General features: G+C 29.1%; 21 protein-coding genes. 3 read left to right on the top strand and 18 right to left on the bottom strand.

Going from position 1 to position 17,917, the window contains the following annotated elements; translation table 11 throughout:
• Positions 1 to 4: 4 nt before the first annotated feature.
• Both H6553_00785 and H6553_00780 read left to right on the top strand, forming a co-directional pair.
• On the top strand, positions 5 to 391 hold the full coding sequence (locus tag H6553_00785) for a hypothetical protein (protein MCB9032352.1): 387 nt from the start codon (positions 5 to 7) through the stop codon (positions 389 to 391).
• Between the two features lie 115 nt (positions 392 to 506).
• Positions 507 to 1,094 carry a hypothetical protein gene (locus H6553_00780; protein MCB9032351.1) on the top strand — a complete coding sequence of 196 codons (588 nt, stop codon included), beginning with the start codon at positions 507 to 509 and terminating at the stop codon, positions 1,092 to 1,094.
• Positions 1,095 to 1,620: 526 nt separating this feature from the next.
• On the opposite strand, the gene H6553_00775 is transcribed toward H6553_00780, so the two are convergent.
• The 14 genes from H6553_00775 to H6553_00710 all read right to left on the bottom strand — a co-directional run bounded on the left by H6553_00775 (position 1,621) and on the right by H6553_00710 (position 13,740).
• Positions 1,621 to 2,082, bottom strand: a complete 462-nt coding sequence (locus H6553_00775; GenBank protein MCB9032350.1) for a hypothetical protein — start codon at positions 2,080 to 2,082, stop codon at positions 1,621 to 1,623.
• A 14-nt stretch (positions 2,083 to 2,096) separates the two neighbouring features.
• Complete coding sequence (locus H6553_00770) at positions 2,097 to 3,149, bottom strand: hypothetical protein (protein MCB9032349.1); 1,053 nt, start codon at positions 3,147 to 3,149, stop codon at positions 2,097 to 2,099.
• Positions 3,150 to 3,501: 352 nt separating this feature from the next.
• Positions 3,502 to 4,554, bottom strand: coding sequence for a hypothetical protein (locus tag H6553_00765; GenBank protein MCB9032348.1), 1,053 nt, complete (start codon positions 4,552 to 4,554; stop codon positions 3,502 to 3,504).
• A 597-nt stretch (positions 4,555 to 5,151) separates the two neighbouring features.
• Entirely contained in the window at positions 5,152 to 5,898 is a 747-nt protein-coding gene (locus H6553_00760) for a response regulator transcription factor (GenBank protein ID MCB9032347.1), read from the bottom strand.
• On the bottom strand, positions 5,879 to 8,734 hold the full coding sequence (locus H6553_00755) for a histidine kinase (protein MCB9032346.1): 2,856 nt from the start codon (positions 8,732 to 8,734) through the stop codon (positions 5,879 to 5,881). The genes H6553_00760 and H6553_00755 overlap by 20 nt, the downstream gene beginning before the upstream one ends.
• Before the next feature lie 189 nt (positions 8,735 to 8,923).
• Positions 8,924 to 9,223, bottom strand: a complete 300-nt coding sequence (gene trxA, locus H6553_00750) for a thioredoxin (GenBank protein ID MCB9032345.1) — start codon at positions 9,221 to 9,223, stop codon at positions 8,924 to 8,926.
• Positions 9,224 to 9,229: 6 nt separating this feature from the next.
• Positions 9,230 to 9,535 carry a rhodanese-like domain-containing protein gene (locus H6553_00745; GenBank protein MCB9032344.1) on the bottom strand — a complete coding sequence of 102 codons (306 nt, stop codon included), beginning with the start codon at positions 9,533 to 9,535 and terminating at the stop codon, positions 9,230 to 9,232.
• 27 nt (positions 9,536 to 9,562) lie between these two features.
• Positions 9,563 to 9,748, bottom strand: coding sequence for a hypothetical protein (locus H6553_00740; GenBank protein MCB9032343.1), 186 nt, complete (start codon positions 9,746 to 9,748; stop codon positions 9,563 to 9,565).
• A 10-nt stretch (positions 9,749 to 9,758) separates the two neighbouring features.
• Positions 9,759 to 10,268, bottom strand: coding sequence for a YeeE/YedE family protein (locus H6553_00735; protein MCB9032342.1), 510 nt, complete (start codon positions 10,266 to 10,268; stop codon positions 9,759 to 9,761).
• The gene (locus H6553_00730) at positions 10,268 to 10,837 is read right to left on the bottom strand and encodes a YeeE/YedE family protein (protein MCB9032341.1); all 570 of its coding nucleotides are present in this window, start codon (positions 10,835 to 10,837) and stop codon (positions 10,268 to 10,270) included. The genes H6553_00735 and H6553_00730 overlap by 1 nt, the downstream gene beginning before the upstream one ends.
• 10 nt (positions 10,838 to 10,847) lie before the next feature.
• Complete coding sequence (locus tag H6553_00725) at positions 10,848 to 11,156, bottom strand: rhodanese-like domain-containing protein (protein MCB9032340.1); 309 nt, start codon at positions 11,154 to 11,156, stop codon at positions 10,848 to 10,850.
• A gap of 185 nt (positions 11,157 to 11,341) precedes the next feature.
• Positions 11,342 to 12,751, bottom strand: coding sequence for an MBL fold metallo-hydrolase (locus tag H6553_00720; protein ID MCB9032339.1), 1,410 nt, complete (start codon positions 12,749 to 12,751; stop codon positions 11,342 to 11,344).
• Positions 12,752 to 12,765: 14 nt separating this feature from the next.
• Positions 12,766 to 13,392, bottom strand: a complete 627-nt coding sequence (locus tag H6553_00715) for a methyltransferase (protein ID MCB9032338.1) — start codon at positions 13,390 to 13,392, stop codon at positions 12,766 to 12,768.
• Positions 13,393 to 13,404: 12 nt separating this feature from the next.
• The gene (locus H6553_00710; GenBank protein MCB9032337.1) at positions 13,405 to 13,740 is read right to left on the bottom strand and encodes a winged helix-turn-helix transcriptional regulator; all 336 of its coding nucleotides are present in this window, start codon (positions 13,738 to 13,740) and stop codon (positions 13,405 to 13,407) included.
• Positions 13,741 to 13,880: 140 nt separating this feature from the next.
• Here H6553_00710 and dcm point away from each other — a divergent pair, with 140 nt between their 5' ends.
• Positions 13,881 to 15,116 (top strand): DNA (cytosine-5-)-methyltransferase, encoded by a 1,236-nt coding sequence (dcm, locus tag H6553_00705; protein ID MCB9032336.1) that lies wholly within the window; start codon positions 13,881 to 13,883, stop codon positions 15,114 to 15,116.
• Here the strand turns inward: dcm and H6553_00700 are convergent.
• The 4 genes from H6553_00700 to H6553_00685 all read right to left on the bottom strand — a co-directional run bounded on the left by H6553_00700 (position 15,092) and on the right by H6553_00685 (position 17,702).
• Complete coding sequence (locus tag H6553_00700) at positions 15,092 to 15,856, bottom strand: Eco47II family restriction endonuclease (protein ID MCB9032335.1); 765 nt, start codon at positions 15,854 to 15,856, stop codon at positions 15,092 to 15,094. The genes dcm and H6553_00700 overlap by 25 nt on opposite strands.
• A 61-nt stretch (positions 15,857 to 15,917) precedes the next feature.
• Positions 15,918 to 16,436 carry a DinB family protein gene (locus tag H6553_00695; protein ID MCB9032334.1) on the bottom strand — a complete coding sequence of 173 codons (519 nt, stop codon included), beginning with the start codon at positions 16,434 to 16,436 and terminating at the stop codon, positions 15,918 to 15,920.
• On the bottom strand, positions 16,436 to 17,083 hold the full coding sequence (locus tag H6553_00690) for a hypothetical protein (GenBank protein ID MCB9032333.1): 648 nt from the start codon (positions 17,081 to 17,083) through the stop codon (positions 16,436 to 16,438). The genes H6553_00695 and H6553_00690 overlap by 1 nt, the downstream gene beginning before the upstream one ends.
• Before the next feature lie 145 nt (positions 17,084 to 17,228).
• A complete protein-coding gene (locus tag H6553_00685; protein ID MCB9032332.1) occupies positions 17,229 to 17,702 on the bottom strand; it encodes a hypothetical protein in 474 nt (157 codons plus the stop codon).
• Positions 17,703 to 17,917 lie beyond the last annotated feature (215 nt).

The following is a 17,917-nucleotide window of genomic DNA, read 5'->3' as shown; positions in this document are numbered from 1 at the left end:
TTTTATGAAAATATTTCAAAAAATATTTCTTATACTATTGTCTTTATTTTCTTTTCAATGTTGGAGAGGTACAAACACTAATGCAACTAAGAACGAAAATTTTTCTGCAAAACGCGTAGCACCTGTAGTTGTTAATCCAATAGTAGTAAATGGAATTGAATATAGTGTAGCTATCAATAAAGTAATTGCTTCTAATCCTAAAACTCGAGCAATATATTGGAAAAAGGAAATTTATCCAATTCACTATGTGGAAGATCTTGAGCGAGATGTTCAAGACATTCATATTGACTCTCTTTATCTTCGAGATACTGTTCTAATTATTCGTAATGAGAACAAACAATTCTTTGAACTAAACTTGGAAAATCAAAAAGTATTACTAATTAAAAAATAATATTTTATATAAACTTAATTTTATTAAACAAATGATTTATTCTAACAACTATTTTGGCTACATTCTTAAATTTTTCAGAAAAAATAAATATTGGCTAATAAAAAACATCACTAATATGAGCAATGTATTTCTTTTGAGTTTTGTACTCTTATTAAGTTCTTGTCAGGGAAATAAAACAACTAAAATTGATTCTAATTCATCAACAGTTGTAGATTCAGTTTCAGATTTCAAAAAACAAAAAGTACAACAGTACAAGGAAAAAAGTATAGAAGAGCAGATAGATGAACGCGTAAAATATATTGATTCTATAAAGCCAATGGCTAACAAAGGAACAATAGAATTAGAGGAATCAACAGAAGGTGGAGAAGCAACTTTTTACTATTATGAAAATCGACTAATTAAAATTGAAACACATCATTTTGGTGAAATGGGAAAAAAGGATAGCTATTATTATGCTGATGAAAAATGGAAGTTGATTTTTTATCGAGAAATACTTGAGCAGTATAGTCAGCCAATTTATCTTTCAGATGCTGAAAATATAAAATCTGAAATTTTTCAAACACAACTATTTATCAGAGATAATCAGTTAATTAATTACAAATTTTTAGGAGATTATGATACTGCAATGGCTGAAGAAGAAGCTGAAGCAATAATGCAACAAACGATTGATAAGTATAACTACTATTTAGAAATAAGTCAATAACACAGTAATATATAAAATTATACAAATAAAACTTATTTGTTTTTATTAAACTTATTATTTGGTGAATATTAACTAAACAGAAACTCCATGTTTTGTAATAGATTTTTTCTTTTAATTCTTATTTGAGAAGAGTTATCTTGTATTTTAATTCAACCGTATAAGCTTTGCAAGTTTTATTATTAACGCAGAGTCCCTTTTAGGAGACTCTGCTTTGAATGCTAATAGAACTTATTTGTTTGTATTAAACCTATTACTTTATGAGTATTAACTAAACAGAAACTCCATGTTTTGTAATAGATTTTTTCTTTTAATTCTTATTTGAGAAGAGTTATCCTGTATTTTAATTCAACCGTATAAGCTTTGCAAGTTTTATTATTAACGCAGAGTCCCTTTTAGGAGACTCTGCTTTGAATGCTAATAGAACTTATTTGTTTGTATTAAACCTATTACTTTGTGAGTATTAACTAAACAGAAAATCCATGTTTTGTAATAGATTTTTTCTCTTATAACAACTTGAGATTCTAGCTTAATCTATCATACTATATAATTTGCCTTTTTTAATTTCGTCTTTTAAATATACAAAATCAACAAAATCATTCATATTAGCACTGTTGTATTCTTCGCTTGGCACAGTAATGGTTATTGTAGTATAGTTGCCAATTGGTTTGCTAGCTGAAGTATTCAAATTATCAAAAATAGCATCAATTTTATCATCAATATTTTTGGCATCTTTTGGATTGATTTTTTCTTTCGGTTGAACTATTGCTGTAGTATCTTCAAATACTGCCAAAGTTAAATACCTTTCTTTGGTTTTTCCTTTGTTGGTAACTAGTTTGTCTTTAGCAATGACTTGTGCTTTGGTTTTAATGCCTTCCTTACGCAATTTTTTATTGTACTGTCCGTTTTGTAGTGCTACAAAAGCAAAGAAGCAAAAAAAGAGTAAGCCAATAACAATACCTCCAATTTTTAATTTTTTATCGTTTGTCATAATTTTATATTTTTTTATTTATTAATATTTTCGCAAGGAAATGCTTCAAAAGAAGTTCCATATCCACCGATAGTATTTGTAGAATAACCACTGCCTGTATATTCTTGATAAATTTCATAATATTTAGACATCTGACAATTTCCTGTTGAATTGTCTTTATAAACAATACAAGCATATTGTCTTCTGCCTAAAATTTTACCTGTAACTTCATGATATTTTATTTTCCAATCATCGCTAATTAAATTGACTTTTAGTAGTGTTCTGTCCCATTTTTTTGTTGTAGATTCTTTGTTGAATGCTTGTATAAATAGTGTTTCCGTTGCTTTATCTGTTCTAACTGCTGGCAACATTGTTTTATTTGCAATTTTGGCATCTGCTTTTGTACTAACTTCTTTTTTATATGCTTCTTTAGATGATATTTTGTATTGACTTGTTATAGCATCTAACTTTTGTTTAGCTTGTTGCACTTTAGTTTCGTTTGGATAAAACGCTGAACAAATTTGCCAATACTGATTGATAGCAGTATATCTGTCGTAAGCTACATCTAATCCAAAATCTAAATCTTTTTTAAGTGTTTTAACTGTAAAATCAATATTGTCTGCAGCAGAAAGTACTGTTGGCTTGTGCTTTTCTAAATCGACCAAATTTAAATCTATGTTCTTGACTTTATCAATTGTTTCTTGACTTGGTTCTTGTGAATTGACAAACTCGCTAACAATTTGATTGAGTTCTATTTTTTGATAATAGGCATCGTTTGCAGATTGATAATTTGTAGCTTTTTGATTAATACCACTTTCTGCTTTCTGTTGAAGTGTAGCAATTTCTTTTTCTTTACTAGAAAAATCTACACTAGGATTTGCCTTTTTTAGTTTTTCTAGATTATTAATCATTGCATTGATTTTAGCATTGACCATAGTATACTTGCCTGCTTCTAAATATTGTTCTGCACTTGCTTTACTCGTTTCATACGCTTTTAAATAAACAGCAGATGCTCCTGTTAGATTGCTTTGCGTGTATCCAAGATGAATACAACAAATCAACAATGTAATAGTTAATATTTTTTTCATTGTTTTATTTTATAAATAAAATTAAATACGACCGCTTTAAAATTTAAATTTATTTTATAAGTGATGATTTTAAGTTTATAAGTGATTTGAAAAAAACTAGTAAGTATATAACATTAGCTTTTTCTGCTACGAAATTTTGCTATAAACCCAAATTACGCAGTAGAAAAAATAGGTTTTCATTTTGTTTGTTTATAAGGTGGCGTAGCTACGCCACGCTTTACTACTTAAAAGCTATTGCCAATAAAGTTGAAGTACTACGCACTTCCTATTTAGAACTAGCAGTATGAAATACTTCAATTGGAGTAACCATATGTGTAACTCATAGTATAAAAAGTACCTAATGTGTAATTTATTATTTTACATTTTCGCAAGGAATTAGTTCTTCTGTAGTAGAAGTACCTTCGCCATTACTGTAACCAGAACCATTGTATTGTTGATAGACTTCAAAGAAACGATACAAGTAACACTCGCCTGTGTTGTTGTCTTTAAAAGCAATGGCTGCTGCTCGTTTTCTTCCTACAATAACACTAGTGTATTTATTGGTAAGTATTGTCCAATCGTTTTCTAACAAATTTATTTTAAGTAGTGTTCTATTATAACCTTGTTTTTTGCCTTCGTCTTCGTATGCTTTTTTAATGATGTTTTCTGCTGTTACATCTTTAGTTACAGCACTTGGCATTTTTTTATTTTTTAGATATTCAGCATACTGAGCTTTTGCATTGGCTTTAATTCCTGCTTCGCCACCAATTTCTTTGTCTAATGCGTCAAATTTTGAATAGGTTTCTTTTATTATAGTAGAATTTGGTATTAGTGTTGACATTGTTTGCCAATATCTTTTTTGATTTACGAATTTGTTATAGTGAATGAGTGCTTCTTGTACAATTGGTACTTCTGTCATTAATGATTTTATATTAGGTAAATCGTTATTTATAGTAGTTGCGGCATATTCTTCTACTACTTTTTGGTAATTGCTCATGTCTATTGTTGAAATATCTAGTGCTAACAATTCTTTTGCAGTTGCTTCGTCTAAGCTTTTTGTGTTTTTAATAATTTCTAACTTATCTTTAATTTTTATATTATTGTAGTATTGTTCTTTAGTGTCTGCTTTTAGTTGTTGTGCTTCTGTTGATTCTTTACTGCATTTTGATTTAAAATCGTTTAATTTTTGTTCTAACTCGGCTGTATTGTAGCTTGGATCTTTTTTCTTTATGGTTTCTAACATTTTTTCTAGTGTTGCTATTTTTGCTTCGGCTGTTTTATATAAACCTTTGTCTAAAGATTCGTTGGCTGTTTTTAATTGTTGTTCGAAACCATTAATTTGAATTTTTGCTGGACTATTCATTTGTGAAAAAGTTTGTGATTGAAATAATATGAATAAAACGGATACTAAAAATATTTTTTTCATGTTGTAGTATTTTACTGTTAAAAGTGATTAAAAAAACTACCTTTTTTGTCGTAATTTTTTAAGTGCTGTTTTTGTATTTATAAGTGCTACTATTTATTTTATAGGTGAAGTGAAATGATTTTAGTGTTTTGGTTTGTGAAGACACAAAACAAAGTATAGCTTTTAACGCAGCGTCCTCTTTGAGAGACACTGCTTGGAAAGGAATGTCATTTATTTTATAAGTGATGAGAAAATATTTTACTTAATTTTTTTAGATAAGCTACGCTGTATTTTTGAAGTGTATTTTTATTGCTAATAAAGTTAAATTGATACGCCGTTTTTTAATGATATAATTATATATTATGCTAAATTTGTTTATAAAATATTCTTATTTTTTTCGAACTTGTTTTGGAATCTTTTAAAAACAGATTCTGAAACAAGTTCAGAATAGAGTAGTATATTATTTTAATTAATATTTGTAATATTTAAAATTTTGATAGTGTTTTATAGCAGACTTTTGCATAAGGGATAGAACGGAAAGCCCACAGTGAAGTTGTAAACGAACGAGGACTTGTAGTGATAGCCCGACCGAAGGTTATGCCATAAGAAAAAAATTAGTCAATGGTTATTGATGAGATATTGCATAACGAATTCTTTTTTGCGTTGTGCTATTGGTATTTCGCTTCCGTCGGAAAGTATGATAAATCCGCCATCTTGTTTATCGATTTGTTTGATGTACTGTAGGTTGACTAGGTGCGAGTGGTGTGTTCTGATGAAACTGTGTGTTTGCAACATTTGCTCTAACTCTTTGAGTAGCTTGCTGACTACAATTTTTGGTTCGTTGTGTAAGTGAATGATGGTATATGCTCCGTTGGCTTCGCAGCGAATAATTTGACTGGTTTTTACAAAATAAATAGATTTGTTATCTTTTAATACGATTTTTTTGTCTGTATGAATTTGATTGATTTCTTGTTTTAGAATTTCTACTTGTTGTTGTAAATAATTTTGTTTGGGCAACTCTAATGCTTTGTTTACTGCTACAATTAGGTCTTCTGCATCGATTGGTTTTAGTAAATAATCTAAGGCACTTTGCTTTATTGCTTTTATGGCATACTGGCTGTATGCTGTAGTAAATATTACTTGTAGTGGAATGTGTTTTACTGCATCTAAAATGTAGAAACCATTGCCATCGTTGAGTTGTATGTCTAAGAAAATGAGATCAGGTTGTAAGTCGGTTATTAGTCTAATTGCTGTGGCAACACTATTGGCAGATGCGATGATGTTTAACTCTGGACAGTGTTTTTCTATGTCTGATTTTAATGCAGAAATTGCTTGTATTTCGTCATCAATTATAATTGTTTTCATAATTTAATTTTTTAATTGGTATTATAATATCCACTTTTGTTCCTGTAGCAATGTTTTTTTCCATTAAATCGGTAATAATAAATGTACTACTGCTGTCAAAAAGTTGTAATCTTTCTTTTACAATATCAATAGCTTTTGAAGTGCTTTGTTTGTTTTGTTGTCGTGATGCTGCATTGGCTCTTCCTATTCCATCGTCTTGAATAGTGCATAGTAAATGGTTGTTTTGTTTAATAAATTGTATCGTTAAATTTCCTTTTTCTGTTTTTGGAGCTAAGCCATGTAGTATTGCATTTTCTACAATTGGTTGAATTAATAGAAATGGAAAGGCAATTTCGTTACTATTAAGATTTTTATCTATAGTAATGTTAAAATCAAATTTGTTTTGATATCTTATTTTTGTTAGATATAAGTATAGTTGTAACATTTCAATTTCATCTTGAAGCGAGCTGTATTGATTTTCTTGTTCTAGAAGCTTTCTGAGTAGTTTTGAAAATTTGGCTATAAAATCGTTGGCTTTTGTAGCATTGCCTTCTGCATAATATCCTTTAATGGTATTGAGTGCATTAAAAATAAAATGTGGATTCATTTGCATTCGCAATGCTTTTTGTTCTAGTTCTATAATTTGTTTTTCTGCTTGTATTTTTTCTTTTTCTATTTTATTTTTTTCGTTGATTTGCTTTATTCTGATTTTAAACATCCAAAAAATAATTAATAATATTAGTGATATAGTTATTATTTTAAACCAAATTGTTTGCCAAAAAGCTGGTAGTATTTTAAAACTAACAGATTGAATATTGCTTTTTATATCTTGACTATTAACGCAATAAATTTGAAAGGTATAGTTGCCAAACGGTAGTTTTTTAAAGTTAATCGTGTTGCTATTGGTTGATGTCCAGTTGTTTTTGTCTTCTTTAAATTTGTAGTAATATACAACATTGCCATGGTCTTTATAAGATATGCCAGAATATTCAATATAAATATTATTATTATTGTATTTAAGTGTATTGTTTTTAATTGGTTTTCCGTTGTTTAGTATATTATTTATTATACAGATTGGCTTAGTATAATTTTTTTGTAGTAGTACAATAGGAAAACTTATTAAACCATCATTTGTTCCTAAGTAAATTTTATTGTTAAATACTTCTATTGCTCTAATAGATTGATTTTGTAATCCGAAATTAGAATTGTAACTCTCTACGCTACGCAAGGATAAATTAGTATTAATCGAAATTTTATTTAATCCGTTTATTGTTCCAACTAAATAAGTCAATCTGTCAAGTTGAGTTATACAATAAATACTGTTGCTATTTAAATTGTTTGATTCATTAATATTTAATATAATTTTATTATTTTTTATTAATAATATTCCGTTTGACTCTGTACCTACTAAGAGCGTTTGTGTGGTACTATCGTAGTATAGTGTAGTGATTAAATCGGAAAGTGCTTCGGAGTTTTTTCCTAAGAAAATAATGCTATCGTTTGCTTGTTTGTAGTATAGACCATTGTTTGTACCTATCCAAATTTGTTGTTTGTTATCGGCACACAATACATTCGTTTTTCTATTTAATATAATATTATTTATTATTTTATATGGAAATGTTTTATTGAGTTGGTTTAATGGAAATTTAGACAAGGAAGTAGTTGCGTAGTAAAAATTATTATTTAAAGCAAGGATGTCGTTACCACTTACTTCAATGAAAGAATGCTTATTTTTTCCTATAATTTGTAGTCCTGTTTTTCCTACAACAAAAATAGCATCATTGATTTTTCTAAAAGCACAAATTCGGTCTTTTCGTTTATTGGCATTGTCTAATTGATATGTATTAATTAAATTATTATATAAAGTATAATATTCATTATTGTAAGATCCAATCCATAATTTATTATCGATAACTGACAGACAAGTTATCTTGATGTCCTTCAGATGGTTAATGACATCCATAGCTGGAATAAATAGAACACCTCTATTTAGTGTCGTAATCCAATAATTGTTCTCTATGTCTTTTACAATTCCACTAATAATATCTTCTTTAAAATAATGTTGTTGTATGGTACCTTGTTTTAGTTTATACAATCCTTTTTTAGTGCAAATCCAGATAATATCATCTTCAAAATATAGATAGGTAATTTCTACATCTTCTTGTAGTGTATACAGTAGTTTTAAATTATATTTATCTGCTATATAAATACTGTTTTTTCCTGTTACATATATTTGTTTATTGTGTTTGAATGTTCTGATAGGAACTTTAATGTCTGATATTTTATGATATATTTTTTGTGGATATTCATAAATTAAACCTTCTGATATAACAAAATATTGTTGGTCTTCATTCCAAATTCCCCAAGCACTCTGAAGGTTTGAATTCCAATGTCGTACTATATTGTCTTTATCAATCTCAAAAACTTCTCCATTTCGATAAGATAAACTAATGCTTTGGTTGTCATCTTCAGTAAAATCTAATATATAGCCAGTGCCATTTATTTGCTGAAGCAATTTACTATTCTTATAACTATAAAAAGTATTATTAATTAATAAAGATGGTTTTCCGTTTAGTGTTAATAGCCAAATTCTGCCTTTGCTATCTTTATGCATTTTAATGACTTCATTACTACTCAAGCCATCACTAGTATTATAAGTTTGAAAATCTTTTCCATTGTATTTTACAACGCCAAGTCCTGTAGTAAACCAAATAATGCCTTTGTTATAAAATACAGAATAGATATTGTCTGTTGGCAGACCATCTTTGGCAGTATAATTTATATAAAACGGATCTGTTTGAGCAAAGAGTACAAAGCAGTAATATATTAAGATACAGCTAAAGAACAGCCGTTTCATTTGGTTTTTTTATTAAAGCTAAGTAAAGAAAGTGGTTTAGTTTAATTTATTAAACTATAATTTTTGAAAAAATCAGTTATAAATGCTTAGCACTCGTTTGTAAATGTAATCCTTGCAGTTATATTTTTACTTTATGGTGTTTTGTGTGAGATGAATTAGATTTCTGTTTTTACAGGAATGACAAGTTTATTATAAATACTGATTGATTTCGTTGAGAATTACATTTGCTGGCATTGCTCCTGCTTTTCTCCATAGCATTTTTCCATTTTTAAATAGTGCTAACATTGGCACACTCATAACATGATATTGTTGTGCTAACTGTTGGTTTTTATCTATATCAATTTTAATGATGCGTAGTTTATCGCCAGTAAGTTTTTTTAACTGCGAGAGTATTGGTGGCATTTGTTGACAAGGACCACACCAAGTTGCAAAGAAATCTACTAAAACTGCTTGATTACTACTAATGATATTATTGAAGTTGTCTTTCATCTTACTTTAAAAATCATCTTCCCAAGCAAGCATTCCGCCTTTTAAGTTGACTAAGTTTTCGTATCCTTTGTTTGATAAGAATTTGCAAGCTTGTCCACTTCTGTTGCCACTTCTACAATAAATAAAAAGTGTTTTGTCTTTATCTAATTCTAGAATTTTTTGCGGAAAACTTGGATCCATAAAATTAATGGCAATATGTCCTTCAATACTATTTTCTGCAATTTCTGCTGGTGTTCTTACATCAACTAATATAGCATTATTATTTTCTTCTAATGCTTGTTTAAAGGCAATTGGTTCTAAATCTTGATACATAGTATGTTATTTTACGATGTGAATATACTAATTTATATTACAAGAACCATTACTACAACTTCCTATGTTAAATATTGCCATGAGTGATAAAATTGCTCCTAGTACAATAAAAATATAATCGGTTGTTTGAATAGATGAAATGGTAATGATTAGTCCTAAGATTAATCTTAAAACTCTAACAAAATTCCATTGTTGTAATAGGCGTTCTTTCATAATGTGTTTTTTAATGTGGTAATTTTTCTCGTATTAAACCATACACCCAAGTTCCGGCAATAGCACTTAATAAAGTAATGATTGCTGAAAAATAGCCAAATCCAATTTGTGCAAATAATGGTCCAGGACATGCTCCAGTAATTGCCCAACCTGCTCCAAATATTAATGCTCCAAATATATTTCCTTTATTAAACACTTTGTCTTTAAACTCAATTGGTTCACCATAAATAGATTTTCCTTGAAATTTTTTAATCAAAGCAACTGAAATAACTCCAACAACAACAGCACTTCCTATTATACCAAACATATGAAACGATTGAAAGTGAAACATTTCTTGTATTCTAAACCAAGAAACAACTTCGGCTTTTACAAATATAATTCCGAATAATATACCAACCACAGTGTATTTTAAGTTGTACCACCAAGGATGTTGTAAATGCGATTCGTTTACACAGACAGCATCTAATTCTCTGAGTTCTAAGTCTTGTTCTTCTTGTAAATTATTATTAATTGTATTCATTATTGTAGCATTTTAAATATAAGTGGTAAAATAAAATTAGAAACTAAAATTCCGCCCATCATAAAACAACAAGTGGCAACTAATGATGACCATTGTAAATTAGATAAACCCATGATAGCATGACCACTCGTACAGCCACCACCATATCTTGTACCAAAGCCAACCATAAATCCACCTATTACTAAAAAGATTAAACCAGTAAGCGATAAAATTTTGTCTGTACCAAAAATATCTAAAGGCAATAAACCAGAAAAATCTTTAACGCCCCAAGTTTGTAACATAGAAAATGTTTTTGGATTGATGTCGACTGGATTTGGATTTTTAAGTAGTGTTGCTGCAATAATGCCACCCATTAAAATTCCACCTACAAAGAATAAATTCCAAATTTCTTTTTTCCAATCGTATTGAAAGAATGGAATTTTTGCTGGTAAACACGCTGCACAAATGTGTCGCATAGACGACGAAATACCAAAGTGTTTGTTGCCTAAGATTAAAAGTGTTGGAACGACTAATCCGATGAGTGGACCTGCTACATACCAAGCCCAAGGTTGCTTTAAAAATTCTAACATATAGTGTAATTTATAAATTATTTTTTACATTTTGCCAACTTCCACCATTATATACTTGTGTAAATCCATTTTTTTGTAAAATGTTTTTCGCCATACCACTACGATTTCCAGATCTGCAACATACTACTATTGGTGCGTCTTTTTTAAGCTTCTTTAGATTTTGTTGTAGTTGGTCTAATGGAATATTAATTGATTTTGGAACATGTCCACTAGCAAATTCAGATTTACTTCTTACATCAATAATAATGGCTCCGTTATTTAAAGTTTCTTTTAGATTAACACTGTTATCTTTAAATATGTTTTTTATAAAATTTATCATGTTTTTTTATTTGAAATTTATGTTCTACTTTAAAATTAATTAGTTGTGTTTTTTCCACTTTGTCTTGATACAAAGTGGAGCAAAAATCAAGAAAAAATGATCGCTCCACGCTTGTAGCTACGCTTAGCCGCCGCATTTTTTCATCCTACGCTTCTTTTTGCCAATAACATTAATTTTTTTCTTTTTTATTTTAATGTTGATGGACAAACGAATGCTGTTTTAGGAATATCAGTGCTAGCAATGGCATTAAATCCACCAGTAACATCTACTAAGTTATGAAAACCTCTTGCTTTTAAAATAGAAGCAGCAGTCATAGAACGATAACCACCAGCACAGTGAATATAGTAAGTGTCGTTGTGATTTATGTTTGGCATCCAATCGTTGATATAATCTAATGGTTTGTTTTCTGCATTTACAATATGTTCTGCATCATACTCGCTTGGTTTTCTAACATCAAGAATAGAAATATTGTTATTATTTGCAACTAAAGAAGCTAAATCAGCTGCACTTATAGTATCTACTGCATCTGTTTCTTTGTTGGCTGCTTTCCATGCGTCAATTCCACCATCTAAGTAACCCAATGTATTGTCGTAACCTACTCTAGCCAATCTAGTAATTACATCTTCGGCTCTGCCTTCATCACACACAATTAAAATAGGTTGTTTAATATCTGTAATTAATGCACCAACCCAAGGAGCAAACTGTCCATCAATTCCTATATTAATAGATTGTGGAATGTGTGCTTGAGCATAGTTATCTTGATTTCTTGTATCTAAAATTAAGGCATGTGTTTCTTCTGCTATGTTTTCAAACTCATCAGCAGACAAAGCATTGAGTCCTTTATTAAAAACGCTGTCAATACTTTCGTAACCTTGTTTGTTCATCATGGCATTTTTTGGAAAATACTGTGGTGGTGTAGTTAAACCAGTAGTAACTTCTTTAATAAATGCTGCTTTATTTTCGGCTTTAAGTGCATAGTTGTTTTGTTTTTGTTCGCCAAGTGTACTAAAAGTTTCTTTACTCATATTTTTACCACAAGCAGAACCAGCACCATGTCCTGGATAAATAATTACATCATCTGGCAAAACCATAATTTTGTTGTGTAGCGAATCGTAGAGATGACCAGCCAAGTCTTCTCTTGTTAAATTAGTTTTGATTGCTAAGTCAGGTCGTCCTACATCTCCAATAAATAAAGTATCGCCAGTAAATACGCAAAAAGGTTGGTCGTTTTCATCTAGTAAAAGATAAGAAGTAGACTCCATCGTGTGTCCTGGTGTGTGCAATACTTTAATTTTGATATTGCCTAAAGGTAAGATTTCGTTGTCTTTTGCAACATGAGCATCAAAACCAGTTTCTGCGTTTGGACCATAAACAATTGTAGCACCAGTTTTTTCTGCTAAGTCGATATGACCAGAAACAAAATCTGCATGAAAATGTGTTTCTAATACATACTTAATTGTAGCATTGTTTGCCTTTGCTTTTTCTATGTACGGTTGTACTTCTCTTAATGGATCGATAATGGCTACTTCACCATTGCTTTCGATGTAATAAGCAGCTTCTGCTAAACATCCTGTGTAAATTTGTTCTACTTTCATTTTATATTTAATTATTATTTTTTAATTAATTCTACAAACAACTCTTTGTCTTTTCTTGGCTCAATTGAGTTATAGCAATTTTCCATATGTTTAATTTGAAATTGATTTTGAAATAAATCAATATATTCTTCTTTGTTTCCACCAAAAGGAGGCAAATCTACATTAGGAAAAGAAGTATTAAATAATACACCAGCTAATTTTCCATTAGTATTTAATAGTTGATGCATGTGTGCTACATAGTTTTTTCGTAATGTTGGATTTAAAGCACAGAAAAAAGTCTGTTCTAAGATGTAGTCATATTTTCCGTAGTGATTAAAAAAATCACCACAAATAATGGTTAGTTGTTTGCCTATATATTGTTCAAACTGACTAATTATTTTTTGACATAGTTGTGCAGATATATCTATTACTGTGATATTGGCAAACCCATTTTCTAATAAATATTGTGCTTCGTAAGCATTGCCACAACCTGGAATTAAAATTGCAGCATTTTTGTTAGTAATAGTATCAATATAGTTTTTTAGTGGTGGTGATACAGATTGAATATCCCAGCCAGTTTCTTGACTAATCCATCGTTCATTCCAAAAGTTAGCATCTAAAGGAATGGTAGTAATATTGCATGTATTTCCAGAACAATTCATTTTATTATTTTTTTACATATTACAATTACAACTTTCTATACAATTGATGACTTTATAAACATCTTTTTCTTTTAAATGATATAAAATTTGTTTGCCATCTCTTTCGCAAGCCAAAATGCCTCTTAATTTCATATTGTTTAGGTGATGAGAAACAAGAGACTGTTCCATTTCTAACGCTTCGCAAATTTCGTTGACTGACATTTTAGTTTTTCCACCTTTAAGCATTTGTATAATTGCTAAACGAGCTGGATGTGCTACTGTTTTTAAAATAACAGCTGCTTTTTCAAACTTTTCTACTAATGATATTTCTGTTGTATTATTCATATGATGACACAAACATATGAACATATTTTCATATTTACAAGTGTTGTTTGTTTTTTTAACATTTTTTTGAAAATGGATACGGTTTTAATTTTTTTGAAAGGATGAAAAAATGCAAGAAATTATATTAAATTTGTAACCAATGTCTAATGTTGTATAATTTGGTTATGAATGATTTTTTAACAATATCAGAAACGGCGAAACTACTTAACAAAAGTACAAAAACTTTGCGTAGATGGGATGAAGAAGGTAAGCTTATTGCCGTTAGAGAACCCATGAGTAATTATCGTGTATATAAAAAAACAGAAGTAGAAAAACTGTTTGTCGATTTTATAAATAAAGAAAATATTGAAACGGCATCTAATTTTGTACAAGCTGAGCATGAATATAAAGTGTTAGAATTATTTGCAGGTGCAGGTGGTTTAGCTGTTGGTTTGGAGAAAGCAGGATTAAAGTGTGAAGCACTCAATGAAATTGATAAATATGCATGTCAGACTTTAAGAAAAAATAGACCTAGCTGGAAAGTATTAGAAGGAGATATTAAAAACTTTGATTTCTCTAATTATAAAAATATAGATGTTGTTACTGGTGGATTTCCTTGTCAAGCATTTAGTTATGCAGGCAAAAGATTAGGTTTTGAAGATGCTAGAGGAACTCTTTTTTATGAATTTGCTCGTGTTGTTAAGGAAGTAAATCCGCCAATATGTATTGGTGAAAATGTGCGTGGTTTATTAAATCATGATAGTGGAAAAACTTTGCAAGGTATGATTTCTATTTTAGATGAGATAGGTTATACCGTTGTTCCTGTTAAAGTTTTAAAGGCAATAAATTATAAAGTTCCTCAAAAAAGAGAACGATTAATTATTGTGGGAATTAGAAAAGATATTAATATTACATTTAAATATCCTAAAATACATAATAAAATATATACTTTAAAAGATGCTTTGAAAAAAGGATCATTATACGATTGTAAAGTGCCAAAATCAAAAGGAGCTATATATCCTACAAGCAAAAAAGCTGTTTTAGATTTGGTTCCTCCAAAAGGTTATTGGAGAGATTTGCCAATTGAAGTTCAGAAAGAATATATGGGTGGTAGTTTTTATTTAAGTGGTGGAAAAACTGGAATGGCAAGAAGAATTGGATGGGACGAACCTTGTCTTACTTTAACTTGTAGTCCTGCTCAAAAGCAAACAGAAAGATGTCATCCAGATGAAACACGACCTTTTACAGTTCGTGAATATGCTCGTATTCAAACATTTCCTGATGATTGGGAATTTGTTGGTTCTTTAGCACAACAATATAAACAGATTGGCAATGCTGTTCCTGTTAATTTAGCATGTGAACTTGGCTATTCTATTGTAAAATTTTTAAATGATTATTATAAATCATCAAAACCTAAGTAATAACTAAAATTTTCATAAGTAATTTGATTAAGAATAGTACGATTTGATTTTTTGGTTGCTGATAAAAGTTCATTTAAAGCAGAACTTTCTTTGTCTTTATGTAGTGATTTAGAGTTTTTCAAATAATCATCAATAGCTAAAGGCAATACTTTATATAACTGATACAGTGCATCGTCTTGTTTAGAAAGTAAAGCATAAAATTGGTCACCAGAAATTTTAAAAACTCTACTATGACTATATTCTTTGCTATTAATTTCGCCTTTCCAATGTTCATTAAAACTACTCTTCGCTAAAATTTGTACCCAATAACATTTTGCTATTTTGTAATCATCAGCATAACGAGCAAGTTTTTGAAATAGTGCTTCTGCCGAACTACTATTCATGGTATTGTGCTTGTTTTTTATATCAGCAAATAAAGTATTGTCAATTGCCTTTATATCAAATCCACTTAAATTGCCAATTTCGTAGCCATTAATTCCACCTAAAATTTGTTCATGAAAAGTTCCAATAGAATTATTGATAGTCTTATCAATTTGGCGAAGTATTTCTGCTTCAATTAGTTCTTCTTCTTTTATATTGTTGAATTTAGCATCAAAAGTAAGTTTGAAAGTATCTACTTTGTTGCTATAAAAACTTTTTTTGGTGATATTGTTTTTTGCTTTTAAATAAGCATGATATAAATTGTCAATACAACTTAGTAAATGATCATCAGAAATAAAATTTACATACTTATTACTCATATTATAATTAAGCTTTTGCTAAGTTACAAATATTAGCTTTATAAAGCTTAAACTAGTGCATCTATCTCAATAAATTTTTTATTTGTGTTTGATGATGTTGATAATGCTCTAAGGAAAAATTTAGTGTTTGTTGTATGTTAAATTGACCAGCCATTGGATGTTTGAAAATTTGTTTGTCGTACAGTGTTTTTGGTAGTGTTTCTAGTATTGAAGTGAAGTCGTTGGTATTTTGTTGAAACAGTGTTATAATTTCTTCTTGAGTAATATTACTTGGAAACTCACTTACAATTTTTGGTGCTTTAAATTTTATACCTAATTGTAATACCAATATTGTTAGTTTGTTTTTAATCCAATTTTCTAGCGTAGATTTATTGTTTACTTTCTGCTCTTTTAAATTTTTGTTGATGAGTTTTATGGTTCCGTTTTCTACTAAATACATATGATAACAAACTTCTGCAATACTCCATGTTTTTTCATCTTTTTTGTCTTGAAATTGAGTTTCGCTTAGGTCTTTAATCGAATCAATGTACCATTGTTTTACTGTCTGAATCTTGTTGTATTGTTGTACTAAGTCTTTCATTAAGCTCTTGCCATTTGTTTATTAATTTCTTTCAATTGTTTTTTTATTTCATCATTTTTAATATTTAATTTATTCGCTTTCATTAAAAACGATTTAGCTGCTTTGATTTCTCTTCGCTGAGCATAAATACTACACAACTGTAAATAAGCAGTTGCTAAATTATCATCATCTGGCAAACCTTTGCTAAGTGCTATTTTTAAATTTTTCAATGCTTCTTTAGAGTTGCCTTTTTGCATTGCAATAGTGCCTAACTGTAAGTAAGAGCTTCCTTCTTGTTGTGGCATTAGTTTACTATTGTTTGCTATACTTTTTCTAATATTAGCTTCTGCTTGGTCTAAATCTTGATCTGCCATATCAAAATTTGATTTTAGCATATAGTAAGAAGAACGCACTGGTTTTATTAGCAAGTTTGGAAATCGAATAGATGCTAAAATTTCTTTTGCACCATCTACATCGCCTTTAGTAATTAGTGATTGTAAATACATCATTGGACCAATAAAAATATCCCAAAGTATAGTTACTGCACCTAGTACATAAAAAATCCAAGACCACTGTCCACCTTTGTAAACGGTAAACTGAATAATTAAGCCAATAGCTATTAAAGCAAACGCAGCATAAAATCGATATAACACAAATAATCTTCTCATAAAATATAATCAGCTACAAATTTAGTGATATTTGTTTGAACTGATGAATGGAATTTAATCCAAAATATGCTATTATAAAGAAAATAGTTATTAACAAATACTCATACACCTATTATATTGAGAGAATTTAGTAAGATGAGTTATATCATTCAAGAAATACTACAAACCGTTTATCGCCTATATCTACAGAAGAAGTATGCAACATATCTGTATTGTTTATTTTAAACTCGTCCACAGTATGAACATTGGCACATCTACCATTTTTACTTGCTTTTATAGTAAAAGTGTATATTTCATTAGTGCTTAATTGTAAATAATAGGTTTGTATTCCTTTGTTTACAGCATATTCTTGTAAATCAAATTCATATAAAAAATTATAGTTGTTTCCCATATAAAGTCTATCCCAGACTTGAAAATGTAAATTCTTTTCTGTATTGTTTTCAATATAATAAAAACGAATACTGTCTAATGGAATTGCATTTTGATAAGATGTATCTAGTAAATCATTTCCATCTAAATCTTGGATATTAAAACCAAAAGTCATTGGTGCTACTGAGCAAAGTTTATTGCAAGAGGTAAATGTAAGAGTAGCTAATATTATAATAATTATATGTTTCATAAATATAATTTAAAATTTATAACAACTGAAGAATAGACAAGAATGACATATTAATCAAGTCTACTTTTTTATTGTTATTCTCAAAAATATATATTATGATAATACAAAACAAGTAATCCTTAAAATTTAACATAAAAAATTATCTAAAGTATGTTTTTTGCGTTGAGTCTTGTTGCATTCATTATAAAAAATCAGACCTTAAAATAAAAAAGTCC

It is taken from the genome of Chitinophagales bacterium, assembly GCA_020636535.1.
Classification (GTDB): Bacteria; Bacteroidota; Bacteroidia; order Chitinophagales; family JADIYW01; genus JADJSS01.
Note: the sequence above shows the minus strand (reverse complement) of the source record. Positions and strands in the feature narration are given on the sequence as shown.